The sequence below is a fragment of the Patulibacter sp. SYSU D01012 genome, from assembly GCF_017916475.1.
Lineage (GTDB): Bacteria > Actinomycetota > Thermoleophilia > Solirubrobacterales > Solirubrobacteraceae > Patulibacter.
The window spans coordinates 1966138-1989716 of record NZ_JAFMTB010000001.1 but is presented as its reverse complement, the minus strand read 5'-3'; the positions used below and the strand labels follow the sequence as shown (position 1 = coordinate 1989716).

Sequence of the window (23579 nt, the reverse complement as noted above, 5' to 3'; positions counted from 1 at the left end):
GCCCCTGCAAGCGCCGCGCACGGGGCCGCGCGGCGCCGTCGCGCGCTAGCCGCCGAGCGCCGCCAGGGCCTCGTCCGGGCCGGCGAGCGGGGCGACCGGGCCGTCCGTCGGGACGAGCAGGAAGCGGTCCAGGCGGCGCAGGAACGTGCGGTCGTGGGAGACCGCCACGACGGTGCCCTCGAACCCGTCGAGCGCCGTCTCGAGCGCCTCGCAGCTCTCGACGTCCAGGTTGTCGGTCGGCTCGTCGAGCAGCAGCAGGTTGTGGCCCGCCAGCTCGAGCAGCAGGATCTCGAGGCGCGCCTTCTGCCCGCCCGACAGCGTGCCGACGGGCCGCCGGGCGGCGTCGACCAGGCCGTACCGCGCCAGGGACCGCATCGCGGGCTCGAGCGCCCCGTTCGTCCCGTCCAGCGCGGCGTCCAGGACCGCCTCGGCCCCCAGCGCCGTCGCCCGGTCGTGGTGCTGGGTGAACAGCCCGGGCGAGACGCGCGGGCCGTGCTCGCACCTCCCCTCCTGCCCCACGTCCTGGCCGGCGAGCGCCCGCAGCAGGTGCGTCTTGCCGGTGCCGTTGGGCCCGACGAGCCCGACGCGCTCGCCGAAGCGGATCTCGTCCGTCAGCGGCGCGAGCAGCCCCGGGATGGCGAGCCGCTCGAGCGTGATGACCCGGCGCGCGCTGTCGCCGCCGCGCAGGCGCATCGTCGGCGCGTGGTCCTGCACCGGGGGCGGCGGCGGACCAGCGTCGACCCAGCGACGCCAGCGCGACTCCATCGCGTCCGCCTTGCGCGCCCACGAGTCGTGGTACCGCGCCCGCTCCTTGAAGGTCCGCACGAGCTCGCGCAGGCGCTTCTCCTCGTCGTTCCAGCGCTGCAGGCGGTCGCCCATGAGCTCCTGCCGCCGCTCGCGCGCCTCGGGGTAGTCCGCGTACGAGCCGCCGTGGATCCAGCAGCCGCGGCCCTCGATCGTCAGGACGTGCGTGGCGCAGGCCGAGAGGACCGCGCGGTCGTGGCTGACGATCAGGACGGTCTTCGGCGTCGTGCGCACCGCCCGCTCGAGCTCGCGCTTGGCCGGGATGTCGAGGTAGTTGTCGGGCTCGTCGAGCAGCAGCACGTCGGCGTCGCCGCGCAGCAGCACGTCGAGCACCAGGCGCTTGCGCTCGCCACCGCTGAGCGTCGCGCAGGGGAGGTCGCCGACCGCGGACAGGCCGTCGCCCACGATGCGCCGGCAGGCGGCGTCCCACGCGGCCTCGAGCTCGTAGCCGCCCAGCTCGGACCAGTCGCCGATCGCCTCGCCGAGCGCGACGCCGGCCTCCTCCGCCGGGGCGCCGTCCGCGAGCGCGCGCTCGGCGGCCAGCATCCGCCGGCCGGCGGCGGCGACCGCGTCGGGGGCCCCGGCGAGCAGCAGCTCCCGGACGGTGGCCTCGGGGTCGGTCTCCCCCACGTCCTGCGCCATCCGGGCCAGGCGGCCGCCGACGGTGGCGGTGCCCTCCGCGGGCGCCAGCTCGCCGGCCAGCACGCGCAGCAGGGTGCTCTTGCCGACGCCGTTGGCGCCGACGATCGCGACCTTCTGGCCGGGCGAGATCACGAACGACAGCTCCTCGAAGAGCGTGTCGCCGCCCGGGTGGGCGTAGGCCAGGCCGGCGGCGCTCACGTGCGCCATCGTCGGCTCCCGGCGGGTCGAGGGGTGGTCGTCAGGCTGGGCGCGAGCATGCCGGGGACTCTGCCGGACGGGCCGGCGGCGCGCGTCCGGGTGCCACCCCGGCCGGCCCCCGGATCGTCAGCCGTCGGCCGGCGGGGGCGCCTGGGCGCGCAGGCGGTCGGCGGCGTGCTCGAGCCCACGGATCACGTCGTCGGCGCGACGCAGGCCGCCGCCGGCCAGCAGCTCGCGCGCGCCGCGGGCCAGCTCGTCGAGCGGGACGCCCGGGTCGGCGACCACGGGCCGGGCGGGCACGGCGTCGGGCTCGGGCACGACCCCGGCGCCCGCCTCGGCGGCGCGGCGCAGGCCGTCGAGCTCGGCACGCAGGGCGAGCAGCCCGCCCCGCAGGGCGTCGAGCTGCTCGGCGCGGGCCCGGTCGCCCGACACGCGCAGCTCGCCCTCGACGGCGGCGCGGGCCTCGGCCAGCTCGGCGCGCGCCTCGGCGACCTGGGCGAGCGCCTCCGCGGCGGCGGCGCGGGCCTCGGCGCGCTCGCGCGCGGCCGCCTCGTCGCGCAGTCGCTGCGCGAGGTCCGCCGCCGCGGGGATGCCGGGTCCGTCCGTCGCCACGCCGTGCTCCCTCAGGCCGTCGGGCCGCCCTGGCGCAGGCGGCGCGACGCCGCGAAGGCCCCGCCGCCGACGGCGGCGACGGTCAGCACCAGCCGCAGCCGGCGGGCCTTGCGCGCCAGGCCCAGCCGCTTGGCGAGGTACCACTTGGCCGCGCGCCAGGTGACCCAGCCCAGGACGGTGTAGAAGCCGCGCATCAGTGCGTCCCGTCCGTGCCGGTGCCGGTGTCGTGCTGGCCGTTGGCCAGGCGCCACGCCAGGCGGGACTGCAGCGACCACAGCTCGATGAAGCCCGGCGAGGCGTCCTGCGCGAACAGGCCGCCCGACTCGGCGAACGTCGCCAGCTGGGCGTCGTAGACCGCGTTCTCGGACTCGCGGGTCACGACGCGGGCGGAGCCCTTGTACAGCTTCATGCCGATCGTGCCGGTGACGCGCGTGTTGACGTGCTCGATGTACGCCTGGATGTCGGTGCGCAGCGGCTCCCACCACAGGCCCGCGTACACCAGGTACGCCCACTTCTGGTCCAGGCCAGGCTTGAACTGGTTCTGGTGGATCGTGCCGACGAGCCGCTCGAGCTCCTTGTGCGCCGGCAGGATGATCGCGGCCGCCGGCACCTCGTAGATGTCGCGGACCTTCAGGCCGACGATGCGGTCCTCGATGTGGTCGAGGATGCCCACGCCGTGCTTGCAGCCCAGGCGCGCCGCCTCCTCGAGCAGCGGGACGATGTCCATCCGCTCGTCGTTGAGCGCGACGGGCACGCCCTCCTCGAAGGTGATGCGGACGATCTCGGCCTCGTCCGGCGCGTCCTCCGGCCGGGTGACGAGCTGGAAGACGTCGTCCTCGGGCGCGTGCGTCAGGTCCTCGATCCACCGGCCTTCGGACGAGCGGCCCCACAGGTTGTCGTCGATGGAGTACGGCGCGGGCTGGCCAGCCGGCGCGTTCTTCACCGGGATGCCGTGCTCGCGGGCGTAGGCGATCTCCTCGTCGCGGCCCATCGCCCAGGAGCGGACCGGCGCGATGACCTTCAGCCCGGGCGCCAGCGTGGCGATCGTGGCCTCGATGCGGACCTGGTCGTTGCCCTTGCCGGTGCAGCCGTGCGCGATCGTGTCGCAGCCGTGCTTGCGCGCGTAGTCGCAGGCCAGCTTCGCGATCAGCGGCCGACCGAGCGACGTGAACGCCGGGTAGCCGTCGCCGTAGTTGACGTTCGCCTTGATCGCCGGGATCAGGTAGTCCGTCGCGAACTCCTCGCGCGCGTCGTGCACGATCGCCTCGACCGCGCCGAGCGTGCGCGCCTTGCCCGTGACCTCGTCGTAGTCCTCGCCGGGCTGGCCCAACTCGACGGTGAGGGCGACGACCTCGGCGTCGTACTCGTCCTGGATCCACTTGAGCATGACGCTCGTGTCCAGGCCGCCCGAGTACAGGAGCAGGACCTTACGGACCTCGTCGCGCTCCGCCAGGTACGAGGCCACGCGGGTCTGCCCGGGGGCGGCTACGCGATGGACCTCGGTGTGGACGGAGGCGTCGGGGGTCGGAGGGTGCTCGCTCATACGGGGGCACAGGGTACCTGCGCGTCGGCGCCCCCGGATCGCGGCCCCCGCGCGCCCGTACGGCCGTTCGGTGCCAGCGGCCGCCCGGCGTTCGCGACGCCGGGGCCGACGCTCAGGGGTGGTCGGCCCGCGGGCCCGCGCCCGGACGCCGCAGGCGCACGCGCCGGATCCGGCCGTCGCCGACCGCCTCCACGCGCACGGGGCGGCCGAACAGCTGCAGCTCGGCGCCCTCCTCGGGCAGCCGGCCCAGCACCTCGAGCAGGTGGCCGCCGACCGTCGCCTCGTGCACCTCGACGGCGTCCGGGTCGACGTCGTCCAGGCGGTCGAGCAGGTCCCAGACGGGCGCCTCGCCGTCCACGACGAGCTCGTCGCCGTCCGGCCGGATCAGCCGCTCCTCGGTGCGGTCGAACTCGTCCTCGATCTCGCCGACGAGCTCCTCGAGCACGTCCTCGACCGTCACGATGCCGACCGCCGTGCCGTGCTCGTCGATCGCGATCGCCAGGTGCTGGCGGGCGCGGCGCATCTCGCGCAGCGCGGACGAGACGAACGCCGCGTCGCCGACGCGCACGACCGGGCGGGTCAGGTCGGCCAGCGCCGGCCGCGGGTCCCGGAGCATCGCGCCGAGCAGGTCCTTCGCGTGCACGATCCCCGCCGCGCCGTCCAGGCCGGTGTCCTCGGGGCAGACCGGCATGCGCGTGACGCCGGTCTCGACGGCCAGCTGGGCGGCCTCCTCGATCGTGGCGCCGTCGTGCAGCAGCACCGCCTTGCGCCGCGGCACCATCACCTCGCGCACGCGGCGGTCGTCGTACTCGAAGACGTTCTCCGTGAGCTGGCGCTCGGTGGGGTTGATCTCGCCGCCCTCGCCGGACTCGCGGACGATCTGCAGCAGCTCGCGCTGCGAGAACGGCGACGAGCCCGCCTCGCGCGCCGGCGGGATGCCGAACGGCTTGAGGATGAGGTTGCCCAGGCCGTTGAAGAGCTGGACGAGCGGCCGGGTGACGACGTAGAAGCCGCGCATCGGCGGCATGAGCGCCAGGACGACGCGCTCGGTGCGGGCGATGGCGGCGCTCTTCGGGGCCAGCTCGCCGACGACGACGTGCAGCAGGGTGATGACGGCGAAGGCGAGCGCGCTGGCGATGCCGATCGAGCCGATGCGGGCGGCCTCGCCCAGCAGCGGCTCGAGGAGCGAGTGGACGGCCTGCTCGCCGAACGCGCCCAGGCCCAGCGAGGCGAGGGTGATGCCCAGCTGGCAGGCGGCGAGGTAGGCGTCGATGTGGTCGACGGCGTGGCGGACGGAGCGCGCGCCGGGCCGCCCGGTCGCGACCCAGTCGTCGATCTGGCTGTCCCGGACGCGCGCGATCGTGAACTCGCTCGCGACGAAGAAGGCGTTGACGGCGACGAGCAGGACGGTGACCGCGAGCTCCACGGCGATCGTCCCGCCGGAGACGGCGAGAGGCATCGCCCCGAACGCTACCCGCGCCCGCCCGGCCCCACGCGCCCCGCCCCCGGATCGCCGATGATGTCGGCATGGAGGACCGGCCCGCGTTGTCCCCCGCCGCCCGCCGCGTCCGTCGCGGGCTGGCCCTGCTCGCCGTGCTGTGCGTGCTCGTCACGGCCGTCGCGCTCGTGGCCCGCGCCCGCACCGCGTCGGAGCTGCCCGCGGTCCACGTGCCGGCGTCCGCGGTCCGCGGCACGACGGTGGACCGGTACGCGCTGCGCAGCCGCGCCGCCGACCGCAAGCTCGTCCAGACGGTCGTGCGGCCCGCCGGCGACGTGCGCGGACGGCCGCTGCTCGTGCTGCTGCACGGCAAGGCGCAGGACCCCGCGTGGGTCGCGGGCGCGCCGCTGCGGGCCGCGGTCGCGCGCCTGGGCGACCGCGCGCCCGTCGTGCTCGTCCCGGCCGACGACGGCGGGTCGTACTGGCACGACCGCCGCAGCGGCCGCTGGGCCACGTACCTGCGGCGCGAGGCGATCCCCGCGGCCGTGCGCCGGTACGGGCTGGACGGCCGGCGCCTGGCGGTCGGCGGGATCTCGATGGGCGGGGCGGGCGCGTACGCGCTGGCGGCCGACGGCGGCTTCTGCGCGGTGGGCGGGCACTCCCCCGCGCTGTGGACCTCGGCCGGTGCGACGGCCCCCGGCGCCTACGACGACGCGGAGGACTTCGCCGCGCACGACCCGATCGGCCTCGTCCGTGCGGGCCGGGCGCGGTACGGGGTGCCGCTGTGGCTGGACCGGGGCCGCGACGACCCGTTCGACGCGGCCGACCGCGCGTTCGTCCGCGCGCTGCGGGCCGCGGGCGAGCGGGTGACCGTCCGCAGCGGCCCCGGCGGGCACGAGGGGCGCTACTGGGAGCGCGGCATGGCGACGTACCTGCGCTTCTACGCGGACGCGCTCGCCGCCTGTCGCCCGGCGCGCTGACGGCGGCCAGGCCGCGCTCGTCGGCGGCGGGTGCGCCGCGGCCCCGCGGGCAGGACGCGGAGCGCCGCCGCTCAGCCCGCGGCGACCGGGGCGTGCGGCGGGCGGCGGTCGAGCAGGTAGGGGTTGGCGCGCTGGCCGGCCTCGACCACGTCGCGCCGCAGGTCCGCGACGAGCAGCGCCGTGCCGTGCGCCGCCCGGTCGAGCACGGCGCCGTCCGGCGCCACGAGGCTGCTGCCGCCGACGTACCGCAGCTCGCCGCCCTCGTCGCCGTCGTGGTTGACGTAGGCGACGTAGACCTGGTTCTCCCACGCCCGTGTCCGGATCAGGACGTCCGCGACGAACGAGAACGGCTCCATCTGGGCGGTCGGGACGGCGACGAGGTGCGCGCCGGCCAGGGCGGCCGCGCGTACGGTCTCCGGGAACTCGACGTCGTAGCAGACGAGCAGCGCGACCTTCAGGCCGCGGTGCTCGAAGGTCGTGACGAGCTCGTCCCCCGCGGTGAAGACCGCCCGGTCCAGGTCGCCGAACAGGTGCGTCTTGCGGTAGCGGGCCGTCAGCGCGCCGTCCGCGGCGAAGACGCTCGCGGTGTTGTAGAGCCGGTCCCCGTCGGCCTCGGGCAGGCCGACGACCAGGTCGATGCCGTGCCGGGCGGCGATCGCGCCCGTGGGCCCGTCGAGGTCCTGCCGGGCCAGGTCGGCGGCGGCGGGGCCGATCTCGTACCCGGTCAGGAACATCTCGGGCGTGATGAGCAGCGAGGCGCCGCGCGCGACGGCGTCCGCCGCCGCGCGGTCGAGCTCGGCCAGGTTGGCGTGCACGTCGCCCGGCGTGCCGGCCGTCTGCAGGGCGGCCACCCGCACCGCGCCGTCGTCGGGGGCCTGCCGCGCGTCCGTCGTCACGCTCCCATTGTCGACGCTGGGCGGGGCGCGCGCGTCGGACGGACCGTCGACGCCGGGGGCGGTCCCTCCGACGGTCCGTCGCCCGCGGCGGGCGCGGTCAGCGGTCGTGCCGCGCGGCGGCGCGCGCCTCGGCGGCCTCGACCGAGCCGTCGAAGCCGGGGAAGTCCTCCGTCAGCAGGCAGCCGTACGCCACCCCGCGAGCCAGGTACGAGACGCAGAACGCGATCGCGTTGTGCAGGCCCTCCGGCATCCGGCCGAGCACGATGACGACCACCCAGCCCACGAAGGCGAGGATCCCGACCAGCACGCTGAGGACGTAGGTGATGAGCCACACGGGGATCAGCAGCGCCCAGCGGAAGAACGCGAGCAGGCGGGAGTACGAGGTCTTCGGCGGGCCGATCCGCAGCTCGGACGGGTACGAGGACGCGTCGTCGGCCGCGAACGGCGGGAACCGGTCGTCGAGCAGGTACGCGTAGGCGTTGACGCGGGACGCGACGCGCGCGTAGCCGGCCATGAAGCGGTAGAGACCCTCCGGGTAGCGACCGGTGACCACGAGGGCCAGCCACGCGACGATGCCGCCGAAGAACGCGACGAAGCCGTAGACGGCGACGTAGACGAGGTGCGGGATCACGAGGAGCCAGCGGAAGAAGGCGGTCAGGCGGCTGTGCCGCTCGCGGCGCTCGCTGACGAACGCGACGGTGCCGGGTGGGAGCACGGGGTCCTCTCGGGACGGGTACGGGAATTCTGGACGGGGGACCGCGCCCTTCCTACCAGCGGTCCGAGGCCCCCGCAAGCGGCCTCCACGTCCGTCCGGTCGGCCGCCCGCGGTAGCGTCCGCGCGGTGGAGCCGATCCCCGTCCAGCAGGCGCGCGCCCGCTACGCCGAGCTGATGACCGCGCCGCGGGCGCTCCTCGAGCTGGAGGATCCCGACGACGCCCGCGCCGCGCTCGTGCCCGCCGCCGCGCTCGTCTTCGCGCTCGGGGCGTGGGAGGCGTGCGCGGAGGAGCTGTTCCGCGGCGCGGCGGTCGCCGTCGTCGGCGCGGCCCGCCGGCCCTCCGACCTGCCGCGCGCGATCCGGGACACGATCGTCGAGGTCGTCGGCGAGCCGGGCGAGCCGTGGGAGCACGTGCTGCGGCGCCTGGGCGGCGGCTGGCACCGGGCGGCGATCCGGCACCTGGGCACGTCGCTCGACTACCGCTTCCGGCACTGGAACACCCCGAGCGCGGCCGGCGTCGACCGGCTGGCGGAGCAGGTGGCGGGCATGGGCCCGATCTCGCCGTCGTGGCCGAGCCTGGACGGCCACCCCGGCGCGGACGTGCTGGACGAGGCGATCCGCCGCCGCGGCGAGGCCGTGCACCTGGCGCGCACGGCGTTCGGCGGTGACGTGGTGGCGCCGGTGCTCGACCTGCTCGACGGGATCGTCGACGCGACGGCGGCGGCGGTCACCCGGCGGATCGGGCACCTGCCGCCGGTCACGTCGGGCTGACCGCCGTCCGGGCCGGCCCCGGCTGGCCCGGGGCCGGGCCGCCCCTACGCCGGACGGGCCGCCTCGGCGTCCCCGAGGGGCGGGGCGTGCTCGCGCCGCCCGCCGCGCTGGGCCGCGCCGCCGGCGAGCACCACCAACGCGATCCCGACGACCTGCGACGGCCGCGGGTCCTGGTGCAGGACGAGCACGCCGAGGACGACGCCGAACCCCGGCTCGAGCGCCATCAGGGTGCCGAACGCGCTGGCCGTCATGCGGCGCAGCGCGAGCAGCTCGAGCGCGTACGACAGGACGGGGTGCACGAGGGCCAAGCCGGCCGTCACGGCCACCGCGGCGACGGACAGGTGCCCGGCCGCCTGCGGGACGCCCACGACGGCCGCCGTCGCGGCGGCGACCGGCACCGTCAGGGCGAGCGCGCCCAGTCCGACGAAGCGGTCGCCCAGGTGCTGCGTCAGCGCGATGTAGACGGCCCAGCCGACCGCCGCGAGCACCGCCATGCCGACGCCCGTCGCGTCGACCGCGCCGTGCCACGGCGCCGTCAGCAGCAGCACGCCGGCGAGGGCGAGCACGGGCCAGACGAGCGCCCGGGCGCTGCCGCCGCGGGCCGCGGCCAGCGTGAGCGGCCCCAGGAACTCGATCGCGACGGCGGTCCCGAGCGGGATGCGCGCGATCGCGCCCAGGAACAGGACGGTCACCAGGCCCGTCGTCACCCCGAGCGCGAGGACCGCCGGCACGTCGGCCCGGCGCACCGCCCGCAGCGGCGGACGAACGAGCACGACGAGCACGAGCGCGCCGAACGTCAGGCGCAGCCACGCGGTGCCGGCCGCCCCCACGTCCTCGATGACGCCGACGGACAGCGCGGAGCTCAGCTGCACGGCGAGCATCGCGGTCGCCGCCAGCGCCCACGGCGGCACGGCCGTCCCCGGGCGGCCGACCGGAGCCGCGATCATGGCGTGCCTCCCCCCGGCTCCAGCGGGCGCCGGGCCCGCCTGCCGTTCGGCCCCACGCCCGGGTCGAAGACGGCGAGCGAGAACCGCACCGGCCCGCTCCCCGCCTGCGCGTACGCGTGCGGCACGTCGACCGCGAACGCCATCGCGTCCCCCGGCTCGAGGAGCGTGACCTCATCGCCCAGCTCGATCCGCAGGGCGCCCTCGTGCACCTGCAGGACCTCGAGCGTGCCCGCGGCGTGCGCGCTGCTCTCGTGCCGGTCGCCCGGGCACAGCGTCCAGTCCCAGAGCTCGAGGACGTCCGGCGGCTGGGTGCCCGCGACGAGCACGCCGCGCCCGCCGGCGTCCGAGCGCCAGAGGACCGCTCCCTCGCCGCGGCGCGTGACGCGCGACGGCGGGCCGCCCGGGGACTCGACGAGCGTCGGCAGCCCGACCCCGAGCGCGTCGGCCAGCTTCAGGAGGGTGCCGATGCTGGGGTTGCTCGCGCCCTGCTCGACGTTCACGACGACGCGGCGGCTCAGGCCCGCGGCGCGCGCGAGGCCGTCCAGCGTCCAGTCGCGGGCCAGGCGCTCGTCGCGCACCCGTCGCCCGATCGCCGTCGCGAGGACCGCCGTCTCGTCGTCCATGTGGGCAGCATAGTGCACTGAGCGCGCATCAGAGTGCACCTTGGGTGCCGCGCGCGAGGGCTGCCGTCGCTCGTGGCGCGGCGGGCGCGCCCGGGCCGCGCGGCCCGTTCCGACGTGGCGACGCCCGAGTCCGGGCCCTGCCCGGGCCGGCCCCGGCCGGCCCGCCCGCGGACCCCGCCGCGGCCGCCGCCCGTCGCCGGGCGCGGCCGGCGGTCCCTACCGGGCGGCGATCCCCGCCGCGATCCGCGCCACGCCCTCGTCGATCTCGGCGTCGCCGATCGTCAGCGGCGGCAGCAGGCGGAGCGTGGTCGGCGCGGGCGCGTTGACCCACACGTCGTGCTCGGTGACCAGGCGCAGGGCGAGGTCGCCGGCCGAGCCGTGCCGGCCGACGGCGTCCGCGTCCAGCTCGGCGGCGAGCATCAGCCCGCGGCCGCGGACCGACGCGATCCCCGGCACGGCCTCGAGCGCCGCGCGGAAGCGGTCGCCGGCCACGCGGACGCGCTCCAGGAACCCGGGCGCCTGCATGACGTCGAGCACCGCGTGGGCCGCCGCGGCGACGAGCGGGTTGCCGGCGAACGTCGACCCGTGATCGCCCGGCTGCAGGACGTCGAGCAGGTGCGGGCCGGTGACGAGCGCGCCGACCGGCAGGCCGTTCGCGAGCGCCTTCGCCACGGTGATGACGTCGGGCACGACGCCGGTCGCCTCGTAGCTCCACATGTCGCCCGTGCGGCCCATCCCGGACTGCACCTCGTCGACGATCAGCAGGGCGCCGTGGGCGTCGCAGGCCTCGCGGGCGGCGCGCAGCGTGTCCGGGTCGATCGGCAGCACGCCGCTCTCCCCCTGGATCGTCTCGAGCAGCACGGCGGCCGTGCCGTCGCCGACCGCGGCGTGCACGGCCTCGGGGGTCGGCGGCACGGCGCGGAAGCCGGGGACGAGCGGCGCGAACGGCTCCTGCTTGCTCTCCTGCGGCGTCGCCGACAGCGCGCCCATCGTGCGGCCGTGGAAGCCGCGGAAGAGCGAGACGATCTCGCCGCCGCGCTTGTGCCGACGGGCGAGCTTGATCGCGGCCTCGTTCGCCTCGGCGCCGGAGTTCTGGAACAGCACGCCGCCGCCGAGCGAGCTCTCCGCCAGGCGCTGCGCGAGGCGCACCGGGCCCTCCAGGTGCACCAGGTTGCTGGCGTGCAGGAGCGTGCCGGCCTGCTCGGTGATCGCCATCGTGACGTTCGGGTGCCCGTGGCCGAGCGACGTGACGCCCAGACCGCAGAGCAGGTCGAGGATGCGGCGGCCGTCGACGGTGTGCAGCCAGACGTCGGCGCCCGAGGCGACGGCCACGGGCAGGCGGGCGTAGTTGCGCAGCAGGTGCTGGGCCTCGATCTGCTCGAGGGCCTCCAGGCTCAGGGGGTCGGGCATGCGGTCACCGGGCGGGTCGGATCTGGGTGCCGCAGCCGTCGTCCGTGAACAGCTCGAGCAGCACGGAGTGGGGCTTGCGGCCGTCGACGATGCTGGCGGCGCCGACGCCGGAGTGCACCGCGTCGACGCAGGCCTGCAGCTTGGGGCGCATGCCGCCGGAGATGCCCTCGAGCGCCTCCTCGACCTCGTCGGTGGCGGCCTGCACGATCAGGCTGTCCGGGTCGGACGCGTCGCGGAGCCAGCCCGCCACGTCCGTCAGGAAGATCAGCCGGGTGGCCCCGAGCGCGCGGGCGAGCGCCGCGGCGGCCTCGTCGGCGTTGACGTTGTGCGAGCGGCCTTGCTCGTCGGACGCGACGGACGCGACGACGGGGACGAACTCCTCGGCGACGTGGTCGATGACCGTCGTGTCGACCTTCGTCACGCGGCCGACGTAGCCGACGTCCTCGCCCTGCGGGCCGGTGGTCGTCTCGACGCGGAAGAGGTTGCCGTCGTCGCCGGACAGGCCGACGGCCGCCTGGCCGTGGCGGCTGATGCGGACGACGATGTCCTTGTTCACCTTGCCGACGAGCACCATCTTGGCGACCTCGACGGTGTCGGCGTCGGAGACGCGCAGGCCGCCGCGGAACTCGACCGGCAGGCCCAGGCGGGCCGACAGCTCGGTGATCGCGGGGCCGCCGCCGTGCACGACGACGACGTTGACGCCGACGTACTTGAGCAACGCGATGTCGCGGGCGAAGTCCTCGCGCAGCGCGGGGTCGGTCATCGCGGCGCCGCCGTACTTGATGACGACGGTGCGCTCGCGGAACTGCCGGATGTAGGGGAGCGCCTCGAGGAGCGTGCCGACGTCGCGCACGCCGTTGCCCCGGCTCTCGACGGACTTCACGTCGTGTACTCCGCGTTGAGGGTCACGTACTCGTGGCCGAGGTCGCTGAAGAACACCTCGGTCTCGTTGGCGAACGCCTGCGGCGCCGCGGCGTCCTGCTCGGCGCGGCCGACGGTGATCTCGTACTCCACCTCGGGGCCCGACACGAGGACGGCGAGGGCGTCGCGGTCGAAGATCGCCTCCTGGCCGTCCCGGCACACCTCGATCCCCTCGATGCGCACGCCGACCGGCGTGAACGCGGGACCGGGGATGACGGCGCCGACGGCCTGGACGATGCGGCCCCAGTTCGGGTCGCCGCCGTAGAGCGCCGTCTTGACGAGCGGCGAGTTGGCGACCTGGCGGGCGACGCGCTCGCACGCCGGCCCGTCGGGGCCGCGCACCACGACGCGGCCGACGCGGCGCGCCCCCTCGCCGTCCTTCGCGATGAGCACGGCCAGCTGCCGCAGCAGCGCGTCGAGCGCCAGGCCCAGGCGCTGCTCGTCCGGGCTGCCGGGGGCGACCTCCACCCCGCTGGCGCCGGACGCGATCAGCACCGCCGTGTCCGACGTCGAGAGCTGCCCGTCGACCGAGATCCGGTCGAAGGAGCGCTTGACGCACACGCCGAGCAGCAGGTCGGCGGTCTCGGCCTGCAGGCGCGCGTCGGTGGTCACGAAGCAGAGCATCGTGGCGAAGCTCGGCTGGATCATGCCCGCGCCCTTGCAGACGGCGTGCAGCGTCACGTCGCCGCCGTCCAGGCGCACGGTCAGGCTGGCGGTCTTCGGGAAGAGGTCGGTCGTCTCGATGCCGCGGCGGAAGTCGTCGTCGCCGTCGGCGCGCAGCTCCTCCCCCGCCGCCGCGATCCCGTTCGGCACGACGTCCATCGGCAGCGGCACGCCGATGACGCCGGTCGCGCACACCGCGACCTGGTCCTCGTCCACGCCGGTCGCGCGCGCGGCGGCGGCGCGCACCTGGCGCGCGGTCTCGAAGCCGTCGCGGCCCGTGCCGGCGTTCGCGTTGCCGCTCGTCACGACCACGGCGCGCAGCGCGTCCAGCCGCGACTCCTGGCGGGTGACGAGGACGGGCGGGGCCGCGGTGCCCGAGCGGGTGAAGCGCGCGGCGCTGACGGCGCCGGGCTCGTCGCAGACGAGCAGCGCCACGTCGGTGCCGCCCGACGGCTTGATGCCGGCGGCCACGCCGGCGGCGCGGAAGCCCTTCGGCAGCCCGCGGGGGTCGACGGCGACGACGCTGTCGGGCACCTCGACCCATCGGGAGCGGAAGAAGGACGGGCTCTCGTCGGTCTTCGGCGCTCCGGATACGGGGTCAGGCATTCCCGCCAGTCTAGAGCGGGGCGCCGCGTCGGGACCGCCGCGCCGGGCGGCGGGCCCCGACGGCCGGCGGGGCGGGCGCCGACGGCCGGCGGGGCGGGCGCCCGCGGCGCCGCGCCCCGGCCCGGTCCGCCGACGCGGCCGCTCAGACCGGCAGGCCCTCGTCCTCGGGCCGCCCGTAGGCGACGTTCAGGCTCTGGACCGCCTGGCTCGAGGTGCCCTTCCACAGGTTGTCGATCGCGCCGAAGACCAGCACGTGGCCCGAGCGCGGGTCGACGTGGGTGCGCAGCCGCGCGACGTTGCTGGCCTGCACGTCGCGCATGCCCGGCTCGGCGGTCGTCAGCTCGACGAAGCGCTCGTCGGCGTACGCCTCGCGGAACAGGTCGGCGACCTCGTCGGCGGTGACCTCGCGGGTCGCGCGGACGTAGCACGAGACGAGCTCGCCCTGGTCGGCCGGCACGAGGTGCGGCACGAACACCGGCTGGACCGCGGGGTCCATCCCGAGCGCGCCGAGCTCCTGGCGGATCTCGGGCTGGTGGCGGTGCCCGGCGACGCCGTAGGCGTGCACGTTCTCGGACACGTCGACGTAGTGCGTCGTGCGCTGCAGCTTGCGCCCCGCGCCCGAGACGCCGGTCTTGGCGTCGATGATCACGTCCTGCAGCAGCCCGGCGCGCGCGAGCGGCGCCAGGGACAGGATCGCAGCGGTCGGGAAGCACCCGGGACCGGCGACGATCCGCCCGGCGTCGCGGACGCCGGCGAGCGCGTCGCGGTGGATCTCGGGCAGGCCGTAGACCGCGGTGCCGAACAGGTCGGGCGCCACGTGCACGTCGCCGTACCACTCGCGGTACAGGGCCGGGTCGGTCAGCCGGAAGTCCGCCGACAGGTCGAGCACGAGCAGGCCCTGGGCGTGGAGCGCCGCGACCGCCTCGCTGGACGCGCCGTGCGGGTAGCCGACGATCGCGACGTCGTGGTCGCGGCCGATGGCGTCCAGGTCGGGCTCCACGAACGTCCGCGCCACGCGGTGGTGCGGGTACAGCTCGTCCAGCCGGGTGCCGGCCTCGGCGCGCGCGGTGATGGCGCCGAGCGCGAAGAACGGGTGGCGGTCGATCAGGCGGGCGGCGAGCGCCCCGGCGAAGCCGGACGCGCCGAGGACCGCGACCTTCGGGCGATCAGCCACGCAGCACCCCGCCGAGCTCCTGCGCCAGCGCGCCGACGATCTTGTCGCGGGCGCCGCCGATCTCGTCGTCCGTCAGCGTGCGGTCGGGCGCGCGCAGGCGGAAGCGCAGCGCGAGCGAGACCTGGCCGTCCGGGACGCCCTTCCCGCGGTAGACGTCGAAGACGCGGACGTCCTCGAGCAGCGTCCCGCCGGCCTTCCGCGCGACGGCGACGGTGCGGGCCGCGGTGACGTCGTCGGCCACGAGGACCGCCAGGTCGAAGCGCGCGTCCGGGAACTGCCCGACGGCGCGGAACGGCACGACCTCGGGCGCGAGCGGCAGCACGCGGTCCAGGTCGAGCAGGAAGACCGCCACGCGCGGCAGGTCCCAGCGCTCCGCCACGCGCGGGTGCACCTCGCCGAGCAGGCCGACGGTCTGGGCGTCCTCGCCGGCGCCGACGGTGATGCGGGCGGCGCGGCCCGGGTGCAGGAACGCCACCTCGCCGGTCGCCTCGACGCCCCAGTCGGTGATGCGCAGCGCGCCCATCAGCGCCTCGAGGAGGCCCTTCGCCGCGAAGACGTCGTCCTGCACGAGCGCCGCGATCGCGGTGTGCTCGTACGGCATGTCGGGCCGGCGGGGGTCGGGCGCGTCGCGGAAGACGGTGCCCGTCTCGAAGATCCGCAGGTCCTCGGCGCCGCGGGTGCGGTTGTGCCGGGCGATGTCGAGCAGCGAGACGAGGATCGTCGGCCGCAGGACGGCCTGCTCCTCGCTCAGGGGGTTGTCCAGGCGGACGGCCTGCGCGCGCGGGTCGTCGGCGGCGAGGCCGAGGCGCCCCGCCGCGCCCGCGTCGGTGAACGACCAGCCGACGACCTCCTGCAGGCCCCGGCCGACGAGCACGTCCTCGGCGCGGCGGCGCGCCTTCTGCACCGGGGTGAGCTGCGCCGCGCTGGTGCGGCGGCGGGCCGGCAGCGTCGGCTGCAGGTCGGCGACGACGCCCAGGCGCGCGATCTCCTCGACGACGTCGACCTCGCGCCGCACGTCCGCGCGGCGCTCGGGCGGCACGCCGACCTGCAGCGCGCCGGCGTCCGCGGCCGCGGACGGGTCCGGGTCGGTGACGGCGAAGCCGAGCGTGCCGAGCAGCTCGGCCTGGCGGACGCGCGAGACGGGGGTGCCGAGCAGGCGCTCGACGCGCGCCTCGCGCACGGTGATCGCGGGCGCGACGGCGGCCGGGTCCCAGCCGCCCGCCTCGATCGTGCCGCCGACGCGGGTGGCGCCGGCCACCTCGCGCAGCAGGCGCGTGGCGAGCGCCTGCGCCCAGCCGACCTGCTCGGGCGCCAGGCCCTTCGCGTTCCGCGACGCGGCCTCGGAGAACAGGCCCAGCCGCTGCGCGGTGCGATGGATCGTGGGGCCGTCCCAGCAGGCGACCTCGAGCAGCACGCGCGTGGTGCCCTCGTGCACCTCGGAGCGGCCGCCGCCCATGATCGCGGCGAGCGACGTCGGGCCCTCGGCGTCGTCGATGACGAGCTCGCCGGCGCGCAGCGTGCGCTCGGCGCCGTCGAGGGTCGTGAGGGTCTCCCCCTCCGCGGCCTCGCGGACGACGAGGCGGCCGCCGGCGACGCGGTCGGCGTCGAAGGCGTGCAGCGGCTGGCCCGTGACGAGCATGACGTAGTTCGTCACGTCGACGACGGTGTTGATCGGGCGGACGCCGGCGGCCGACAGGCGCTCCTGCATCCACAGGGGGGACAGCGCGATCCGCACGCCCTCGAACAGCCGGGCGGTGAAGCGCCGGCAGCCGTCCGTGCGCACCTCGACCGCGAAGCCGTCGATCGCGTCGCCGGCCGGGTCCGGCCCGACGACCTCGCCGGCCTGCGCGCCCTCCCCCGCCGTCCACGGCGCGGGGGCCAGCGTCGCCCCCGTCGCGGCCGCGACCTCGCGGGCGATGCCGTACAGCCCCAGGCAGTCGGGGCGGTTGGGGGTGATCTCCAGGTCGAGGACGTCCTCGGCGATCGTCAGGACGTCCGCCACGGGCGTGCCGGGCACGAGGTCGCCGCCGCCCGGCAGCGCCTCGTTCAGCGCGAGGATGCCGTCGTGCTCCTCGCCGATGCCGAGCTCGCGGGCCGAGCAGATCATGCCCGCGGACACCTGCCCGCGGAGCTTCGCCTTCTTGATCTTCAGCCCGCCCGGCATGACCGTGCCGACGGTCGCGACGGCGACGGTCAGGCCGGCGGCCACGTTGGGGGCGCCGCAGACGATCTGCGTCGGCTCCTCGGCCCCGACGTCGACGGTGCAGACGCGCAGGCGGTCCGCGTCGGGGTGCTGCTCGGCCGTCAGCACGCGACCGACGACGACCCGCTCGGGCGTCTCCACCCCGTGGTGGATCAGCCGGTCCAGCTCGGTGCCGGTGACGTTCAGGCGCGCGGCGACGTCGGCGGCGGAGAGGGACGACAGGTCGACGTGCTCGCCGAGCCAGCGGATCGGGGCCTTCATGCGAACTGCTCCAGCAGTCGGAGGTCGTTTTCGTACAGCAGGCGCAGGTCGGGCACCCCGTAGCGCAGCATCGCGATGCGCTCGATGCCCATGCCGAAGGCGAAGCCCTGGACCTTCTCCGGGTCGTACTCCGGGCGGCCGGTCGCCAGCAGGACGTTCGGGTCGACCAGGCCGGAGCCCAGGATCTCGATCCAGCCGGTGCCCTTGCAGAGCGGGCAGCGCGGGTGGCCGGGCTCGTGCCGCAGGAAGCCGGTGCCGCCGCACAGGTGGCAGGACACGTCGATCTCGACGCTCGGCTCGGTGAACGGGAAGAAGTGCGGGCGCAGGCGGATGTCGCGCTCGGCGCCGAAGATCGCGCGCGCGACGCTCAGCAGCACGCCCTTCAGGTCGGCGAGCGTGATGTCGACGTCGATCCACAGGCCCTCGACCTGGTGGAACTGCGGCGTGTGCGTCGCGTCGCTGTCCGGGCGGTAGACGCGGCCGGGCACGATGACCGCCAGCGGCGGGTCCTGCTGCTCCATCGCGCGCACCTGCATCGGCGAGGTGTGCGTGCGCAGCAGCCGCTGGCGGTCGCCGTCCGCCGCGGGCAGGTGCGGCGACGGCGCCAGGTAGAAGGTGTCGGACCGGTCCCGCGCGGGGTGGTTGGGCTCGTGGTTGAGCGCGTCGAAGTTGTAGTGGACCGTCTCGGTCTCGGGGCCCTCCAGGACGTCGAAGCCCAGGCCGAGGAAGACGTCCTCGATGTCGCGGCGCACGCGCGTGAGCAGGTGCAGGCCGCCGACGGGCTCGGCGCGTCCGGGCAGCGTGACGTCGACGCGGTCGGCGATCAGCTGCGCGTCCAGCTCGGTCTCGCGCAGCTCGGCCGCGCGGGCGTCGATGGCGGCCTGCAGCGCCTGCCGTGCCTGGTTGGCGGCCTTCCCGACGACCCCGCGCTCGGCGGGCGGCAGGTCCGAGACGTTGCGCAGCAGGTTCGGCAGCTCGGCCTTGCGGCCCAGGTGCCGCACGCGCAGCTCCTCGAGCTCCTCCGTCGTGGTGGCCGCGGCCACGGCGGCTTCTCCCGCGGCCCGGAGCTCGGCGATCCGTTCTTGCATCGCGGCCAAGGGTACCGGGGCGTCCGCGGCGACCCGGGCCGCCCCGGGCGGTCGACCGCGGGCGCGGCCGTCGGCGTCCGGCTACCCGGCCGGGGTGCGCGCCAGCTCGTACAGCGCGGCGGTCGCGGCCATCGCCGCGTTGAGCGACTCGGCGCCCGCGATCGGCAGGTGCGCGGTGCGGTCGCACGCCGCCACCACGTCGTCGGGCAGCCCCTCCCGCTCCGCCCCGACGAGCAGCGTCACGTCGCCCGTCACCTCGTCGCCGCGCAGCGGCACGCCGGCGCGAAGGACGAGCGCGATCGTGGTGCCGGGCAGCGCGTCGGGGCCGGCGGCGCGCACGACGGGCACTGCGAAGAGGGAGCCCATGCTCGCGCGCACCGCCTTCGGCCCGTAGGGGTCCGCCGTGTCCGGGCCGAGCGAGACGGACGAGGCGCCGAGCGCGTGCGCGGCCCGGATCGCCGTGCCCACGTTGCCGGGGTCGCGCAGGCCGTGGAGGTGCAGGCAGCGGGGGCCGGACGCGGCGTCCGCCCAGCGCTGGCGGTAGATCCCGATGGCACGCGTGCCCGAGCCGAGCGACGACGCGCCCGCGAGCAGGCCCGGCTCGACCTGCGTGCCCTCCAGGCCGCTGCCGGCGGCGACGAGCACGTCCTCGGGCTCCCACCCGGCCGCGGCGGCCGCGGCGACGAGGTCCTCGCCCTCGGCGACGAACAGGCCGGTCCGCACGCGCTCGCGGCGGCGGGCCAGCAGCGTCCGCACCTGCTTCAGGCGCGGGTTCTGGTGGGAGTTGATGACGGTCACGGGCGGGGCGGTCGGGTCCGGGAACGAGAAAGGGCGCCCCGTGGGACGCCCTCGCAGGTCGGTGGCGGCGTGCGCCTCCGGGCGGCGCTCAGGCCTTGGCGGCCAGGGCGTCCTTGGCGGCGGTGGCGACGGCGGCGAACGCCTCGGCGTCCCGCACGGCCAGGTCGGCCAGGCTCTTGCGGTCGATCTCGATGCCGGCCAGCGTCAGCCCGTGGATGAGCTTGCCGTACGTGAGGTCGTTCAGGCGCGCCGCGGCGTTGATGCGCGTGATCCACAGCTTGCGGAAGTCGCGCTTGCGGTTGCGACGGTCGCGGTAGGCGTAGACGCCGGCCTTGAGCTGCGTCTCCTTCGCCTGCCGGTACGTGTTGTTCGCGCGGCCGACGTAGCCCTTCGAGCGATCGAGGAGGGCACGGCGCTTCTTGCGCGCGTGAATGGAGCGCTTTACGCGGGTCATCAGCGGCCTCCGAGGAGCCGCTCAGCGCGCGAGGTGTCGGCCTCGGTCAGCATGGCGGCGGTTGCGAACTTGCGCTTGCGCTTCTGCGACTTCTTCCCGAGGATGTGGGAGGACATCGCGTGACGGGCCTTGATCTTGCCGGATCCGGTCCGCTTGAAGCGCTTCTTGGCGCCCGAGTGGGTCTTCGTCTTGGGCATGCGAATCGATGATTGTGCCAGATTGCGGGTGGACGTGCGGCGCGGCACCCGCCGGAGCGCGAGCCACGGCCCGGCCGCACGGCGGCCGGGCGGATGCGGGCGGGACGAGGGCCTCGTCCCGCCGCGCGGGGCCTACGAGGCCGGGGCGTCCTGCGTCTCGGCCGCCTCGGTGTCGGCGGCCTCCGTCGCGTCGGCGGCGGCCTCGTCGGCCGGCGCCTCGTCGTCGGCGTCGGACGCCGGCTCGGTGCCGGGGGCGTCGTTCGCCCCCGGGCCCGCCGTGGCGCCCTGACCGGACGTGTCGCCCTCGCCGCCGACGACCAGGCCGCCCTCGTCCTCGGCGTCCTCGTCCTCGGCCACGGCGTTCGGGTCGGTCGGGACCCACGTGCCGTTGAGCACCTCCTTCGAGGGGCTCAGCATCATGGTCATGTTGCGGCCCTCGAGCGAGGGGCGCTGGTCGACCTGGCAGATGTCGCCGAGGTCCTCGACGAGCCGCTCGAGCAGGTCGCGGCCGCGCTCGGGGTGCGTGACCTCGCGGCCACGGAACATGATCGTGACCTTGACCTTGTCCTTGCCCTTGAGGAACCGGACGACGTGCCCCTTCTTCGTGGCGTAGTCGTGCTCGGCGATCTTGGGCCGGAACTTGATCTCGCGCACCACGACCTGGGTCTGGTGCTTCTTGGCGGCCTTCTTCTTCTGCGCCTGCTCGTACTTGTACTTCGAGTAGTCGAGCACGCGGCAGACGGGCGGACGCGCGTTGGCGGCGACCTCGACCAGGTCGAGGTCGCGGTTCTGCGCGTACCGGAGGGCGTCCTCCGTCCGCATCACGCCGGCCTGGTTCCCGTTCTCGTCGATGACGCGAACTTCGGGAACCCGGATCCGGTCGTTGACGCGCGTTGTGTCGCGCTCGGGCGGGCGGCGGTCGAACCTACGAGGGACCGGCACTAGGAGAGGCTATTCGCGCGGCGCACCTGCGCACGCGAGGAATCGCGGATAAACAAGGGCCCAACTGTAGCGCAGACGCGCCGGAACGCCACCTCGGGTGCCGCGCGCCCTCCCGCGAGCGCCCCGCGGGGCCTACAGTGGCCCCGTGCGCCTGCTCTTCGTCTGCCTGGGCAACATCTGCCGCTCCCCCACCGCCGAGGCGGTCATGCGCGACCTGCTGGAGCGGGAGGGCCTGTCGGGCCTCGTCGAGGTCGACTCGGCCGGCACGGGCTCGTGGCACGTCGGCCACCCGCCGGACGAGCGCGCCACCGCCGCCGCGGCCCGGCGCGGGATCGCGCTCGGCGGCGCGGCCCGCCAGGTCACCCGCGAGGACTTCGCGACGGCCGACCTGCTGCTGGCGATGGACGCCCGGAACGTCGCGGACCTGCGCGCGCTCGCCCCCACGCCCGAGGCGGCCGAGAAGGTGCGCCCGCTCCGCTCGTTCGACCCGGACGCGGTCGGGACCGGCGAGCTGGACGTGCCGGACCCGTACTTCGGCGGCGAGGACGGCTTCGGCCTGGTGCTCACCCACGTGCAGGCGGCCTGCCGCGAGCTGCTCGTCGAGGTGCGCGAGCGCCTGGCCGCCGCCCGCTGACCCGGGCCAACCGGCCCGGGGCGCCGCGGAGCGCGGCTCGCCGCGCGCGGCCGGCCGGCCCGGTCAGGCCTGCTCGGTCTGCCGGTCCAGGAGCGCGCGCTCGCGGATCGCGGTGCCCAGGCGCGCGGCGATCTCGGCGACCGGCGCCGCCTCCTCCTCGTGCCCTCCGTGGTGGCGCAGGGTCAGGGTGCGCTCGTCGGCCTCGCGATCGCCCACGACGGCCATGAGCGGCTGCTTGGCGATCTCGGTCTCGCGGATCTTGCGGCCGACGGTCTCGCCGCGATCGTCGACGACGACGCGCAGCCCCGCGGCCTTCAGCTCCCGGGCCAGGTCGTGCGCGGCGTCGGCGTGCCGCTCGGCGACGGTCAGCAGGGTCAGGTGGGCGGGCTGCAGCCAGAACGGCAGCTCGCCGCCCGTGTGCTCGAGCAGGATGCCGATGAAGCGCTCGTACGAGCCGAGCAGCGCGCGGTGGAGGACGACGGGGCGGTGCTCCGAGTTGTCCGCGCCCGTGTAGGTCAGGTCGAAGCGCTCCGGCGCCAGGTAGTCCACCTGCACCGTGCCGAGCTGCCAGGAGCGGCCGAGCGAGTCGCGGAACTGGATGTCGATCTTCGGTCCGTAGAACGCGCCGTCGCCCTCGTGCACGACGTACGGCAGGTCGTTCGCCTCGAGCGCGCGGCGCAGGTCGCCCTCCGCCTTGTCCCACATCTCGTCGGAGCCCAGCCGGTTGTCCGGGCGGGTCGAGAGCTCGTAGGTGAAGTCCTCGGCGGCGAACCCGAACAGGTCGTAGGTGTCCTTGGCGAACGCGAGGCAGCCCGTCACCTCGTCCTGGACCTGCTCCTCCATGACGAACAGGTGCGCGTCGTCCTGGCAGAACTGGCGCACGCGCATCAGGCCGTGCAGCGCGCCGGACAGCTCGTTGCGGTGCAGCAGGCCGGGCTCGGAGAAGCGCACCGGCATGTCGCGCCAGCTCCAGCGGGTCTGCCGGTAGAGCTCGTAGTGGCCGGGGCAGTTCATGGGCTTGAAGCCCATGTTCGGCTCGACGGCGCGGCCCTCCTCGGCCGCGGTCGCGGCGTCCCCGGTGGAGGTCAGGAACATGTCGTCGCGGTACTTGTCCCAGTGGCCGGACGTGCGCCAGAGCGACGCGTCGTACAGCTGCGGGGTCTTGACCTCGGTGTAGCCGCGGTCGTCGCCCATCTCGCGGGACAGGCCGACGAGGTCGTTGAAGACGCGGGTGCCGCGCGGGGTCCAGAACGCGGACCCGGGCGCGGCCTCGCTGAAGTGGTAGAGCCCGAGCTCCTTGCCGAGCTTGCGGTGGTCGCGCTGGCGGGCGAGCTCGAGCCGCTCGAGGTGCGCCGTCAGGTCCTTCTTCTTGAAGAACGCGGTGCCGTAGATGCGGACGAGCTGCTGGCGGTCCGAGTCGCCGCGCCAGTACGCGCCGGCGACGGACTGCAGCTTGAACGCGCCGATCCGCTTCGTGCCCGGGCCGTGCGGGCCGCGGCACAGGTCCGTGAACGGCCCGTTGGTGTAGAGCGTGACCGTCTCGACCTGCTGGTTCTTCACCAGGTCCTCGATCAGCTCCACCTTGTAGGGCTGGTCCTCCGCGCGGAAGCGCTCCAGGGCCTGGTCGACCGTGACGACCTCGCGCGTGAAGCGCTCGTCGGCCGCGACGTGCTCGGCCATCTTCGCCTCGATGGCGGCGAAGTCGCCCTCGTTGACGACGACGCCCTCGGGGAACTCGAAGTCGTAGTAGAAGCCGTGCTCGATCGGCGGGCCGATCGCGATCTTCGTGCCGGGGTAGAGCTCGAGGATCGCCGCGGCCAGCACGTGGGCGGTGTCGTGGCGGATCAGCTCGAGGGCCTCGTCGGAGCGGTCCGTGACGATGCCGATGCGCGCGCCGTCGGGCAGCGGGCGGTCGAGGTCGCGCTCCTCGCCGTCGACGACGACCGCCAGCGCGGCGCGCGCCAGTCCGGGACCGATCGCCAGCGCGGCGTCCGTGCCCGTCGCCCCGTCGGGAAGCTCGAGGACCTTGCCGTCGGGAAGCGTCGCCTGCATGCGTCCA

23 protein-coding genes are annotated in these 23579 nt (G+C 75.6%); 3 read left to right on the top strand and 20 right to left on the bottom strand.

All coding sequences use genetic code 11. The features are described 5' to 3' along the window. Positions 1-45: 45 nt before the first annotated feature. The 5 genes from J3P29_RS09145 to J3P29_RS09125 form a co-directional block, all read right to left on the bottom strand. The gene (locus tag J3P29_RS09145; protein WP_210492829.1) at positions 46-1653 is read right to left on the bottom strand and encodes an ABC-F family ATP-binding cassette domain-containing protein; all 1608 of its coding nucleotides are present in this window, start codon (positions 1651-1653) and stop codon (positions 46-48) included. Positions 1654-1770: 117 nt separating this feature from the next. Further along, positions 1771-2256 (bottom strand): hypothetical protein, encoded by a 486-nt coding sequence (locus J3P29_RS09140; RefSeq protein WP_210492827.1) that lies wholly within the window; start codon positions 2254-2256, stop codon positions 1771-1773. An 11-nt stretch (positions 2257-2267) separates the two neighbouring features. Next, the gene (locus J3P29_RS09135; RefSeq protein ID WP_210492825.1) at positions 2268-2450 is read right to left on the bottom strand and encodes a hypothetical protein; all 183 of its coding nucleotides are present in this window, start codon (positions 2448-2450) and stop codon (positions 2268-2270) included. Further along, on the bottom strand, positions 2450-3799 hold the full coding sequence (locus J3P29_RS09130; RefSeq protein ID WP_210492823.1) for an argininosuccinate synthase: 1350 nt from the start codon (positions 3797-3799) through the stop codon (positions 2450-2452). The genes J3P29_RS09135 and J3P29_RS09130 overlap by 1 nt, the downstream gene beginning before the upstream one ends. A 112-nt stretch (positions 3800-3911) precedes the next feature. Continuing rightward, positions 3912-5258 carry a hemolysin family protein gene (locus tag J3P29_RS09125; RefSeq protein ID WP_210492821.1) on the bottom strand — a complete coding sequence of 449 codons (1347 nt, stop codon included), beginning with the start codon at positions 5256-5258 and terminating at the stop codon, positions 3912-3914. A gap of 68 nt (positions 5259-5326) precedes the next feature. On the opposite strand from J3P29_RS09125, the gene J3P29_RS09120 reads away from it, so the two are divergent. Then, positions 5327-6217, top strand: a complete 891-nt coding sequence (locus tag J3P29_RS09120; protein ID WP_210492819.1) for an alpha/beta hydrolase-fold protein — start codon at positions 5327-5329, stop codon at positions 6215-6217. Between the two features lie 71 nt (positions 6218-6288). Here J3P29_RS09120 and J3P29_RS09115 read toward each other — a convergent pair whose 3' ends face one another. Next, positions 6289-7113, bottom strand: a complete 825-nt coding sequence (locus J3P29_RS09115) for a carbon-nitrogen hydrolase family protein (RefSeq protein ID WP_349239793.1) — start codon at positions 7111-7113, stop codon at positions 6289-6291. A 97-nt stretch (positions 7114-7210) separates the two neighbouring features. Continuing rightward, a complete protein-coding gene (locus tag J3P29_RS09110) occupies positions 7211-7828 on the bottom strand; it encodes a DUF4389 domain-containing protein (protein ID WP_210492817.1) in 618 nt (205 codons plus the stop codon). A 126-nt stretch (positions 7829-7954) separates the two neighbouring features. Between J3P29_RS09110 and J3P29_RS09105 the strand changes: the two genes are divergently transcribed. Next, on the top strand, positions 7955-8599 hold the full coding sequence (locus tag J3P29_RS09105) for a hypothetical protein (RefSeq protein ID WP_210492815.1): 645 nt from the start codon (positions 7955-7957) through the stop codon (positions 8597-8599). Between the two features lie 44 nt (positions 8600-8643). On the opposite strand, the gene J3P29_RS09100 is transcribed toward J3P29_RS09105, so the two are convergent. The 12 genes from J3P29_RS09100 to infC all read right to left on the bottom strand — a co-directional run bounded on the left by J3P29_RS09100 (position 8644) and on the right by infC (position 20886). Beyond that, the gene (locus J3P29_RS09100) at positions 8644-9546 is read right to left on the bottom strand and encodes an EamA family transporter (protein WP_210492812.1); all 903 of its coding nucleotides are present in this window, start codon (positions 9544-9546) and stop codon (positions 8644-8646) included. Then, positions 9543-10169, bottom strand: a complete 627-nt coding sequence (locus J3P29_RS09095) for an XRE family transcriptional regulator (protein ID WP_210492810.1) — start codon at positions 10167-10169, stop codon at positions 9543-9545. Before J3P29_RS09095 ends, J3P29_RS09100 begins: the two co-directional genes overlap by 4 nt. Positions 10170-10385: 216 nt before the next feature. Beyond that, the gene (locus tag J3P29_RS09090; RefSeq protein WP_210492808.1) at positions 10386-11579 is read right to left on the bottom strand and encodes an aminotransferase class III-fold pyridoxal phosphate-dependent enzyme; all 1194 of its coding nucleotides are present in this window, start codon (positions 11577-11579) and stop codon (positions 10386-10388) included. Between the two features lie 4 nt (positions 11580-11583). Beyond that, entirely contained in the window at positions 11584-12462 is an 879-nt protein-coding gene (gene argB, locus J3P29_RS09085) for an acetylglutamate kinase (RefSeq protein ID WP_210492805.1), read from the bottom strand. Then, a complete protein-coding gene (argJ, locus tag J3P29_RS09080; RefSeq protein WP_210492803.1) occupies positions 12459-13769 on the bottom strand; it encodes a bifunctional glutamate N-acetyltransferase/amino-acid acetyltransferase ArgJ in 1311 nt (436 codons plus the stop codon). The genes argB and argJ overlap by 4 nt, the downstream gene beginning before the upstream one ends. A 142-nt stretch (positions 13770-13911) precedes the next feature. Then, positions 13912-14943, bottom strand: coding sequence for an N-acetyl-gamma-glutamyl-phosphate reductase (argC, locus tag J3P29_RS09075; RefSeq protein WP_210492802.1), 1032 nt, complete (start codon positions 14941-14943; stop codon positions 13912-13914). Beyond that, on the bottom strand, positions 14936-17407 hold the full coding sequence (gene pheT / locus J3P29_RS09070) for a phenylalanine--tRNA ligase subunit beta (protein WP_210492800.1): 2472 nt from the start codon (positions 17405-17407) through the stop codon (positions 14936-14938). The genes argC and pheT overlap by 8 nt, the downstream gene beginning before the upstream one ends. Next, complete coding sequence (gene pheS / locus J3P29_RS09065) at positions 17404-18495, bottom strand: phenylalanine--tRNA ligase subunit alpha (RefSeq protein ID WP_210492798.1); 1092 nt, start codon at positions 18493-18495, stop codon at positions 17404-17406. The genes pheT and pheS overlap by 4 nt, the downstream gene beginning before the upstream one ends. 81 nt (positions 18496-18576) lie before the next feature. After that, a complete protein-coding gene (locus tag J3P29_RS20715) occupies positions 18577-19293 on the bottom strand; it encodes an RNA methyltransferase (RefSeq protein WP_210492795.1) in 717 nt (238 codons plus the stop codon). Positions 19294-19381: 88 nt separating this feature from the next. After that, a complete protein-coding gene (gene rplT / locus J3P29_RS09055; protein WP_210492792.1) occupies positions 19382-19747 on the bottom strand; it encodes a 50S ribosomal protein L20 in 366 nt (121 codons plus the stop codon). After that, positions 19747-19944 carry a 50S ribosomal protein L35 gene (gene rpmI, locus J3P29_RS09050; RefSeq protein WP_210492790.1) on the bottom strand — a complete coding sequence of 66 codons (198 nt, stop codon included), beginning with the start codon at positions 19942-19944 and terminating at the stop codon, positions 19747-19749. Before rpmI ends, rplT begins: the two co-directional genes overlap by 1 nt. A 132-nt stretch (positions 19945-20076) precedes the next feature. Continuing rightward, positions 20077-20886, bottom strand: coding sequence for a translation initiation factor IF-3 (infC, locus tag J3P29_RS09045; protein WP_210492788.1), 810 nt, complete (start codon positions 20884-20886; stop codon positions 20077-20079). Positions 20887-21031: 145 nt separating this feature from the next. Between infC and J3P29_RS09040 the strand changes: the two genes are divergently transcribed. Further along, entirely contained in the window at positions 21032-21520 is a 489-nt protein-coding gene (locus tag J3P29_RS09040; protein WP_210492787.1) for a low molecular weight protein-tyrosine-phosphatase, read from the top strand. Positions 21521-21583: 63 nt separating this feature from the next. On the opposite strand, the gene thrS is transcribed toward J3P29_RS09040, so the two are convergent. After that, positions 21584-23572, bottom strand: a complete 1989-nt coding sequence (gene thrS / locus J3P29_RS09035; protein ID WP_210492786.1) for a threonine--tRNA ligase — start codon at positions 23570-23572, stop codon at positions 21584-21586. Positions 23573-23579 lie beyond the last annotated feature (7 nt).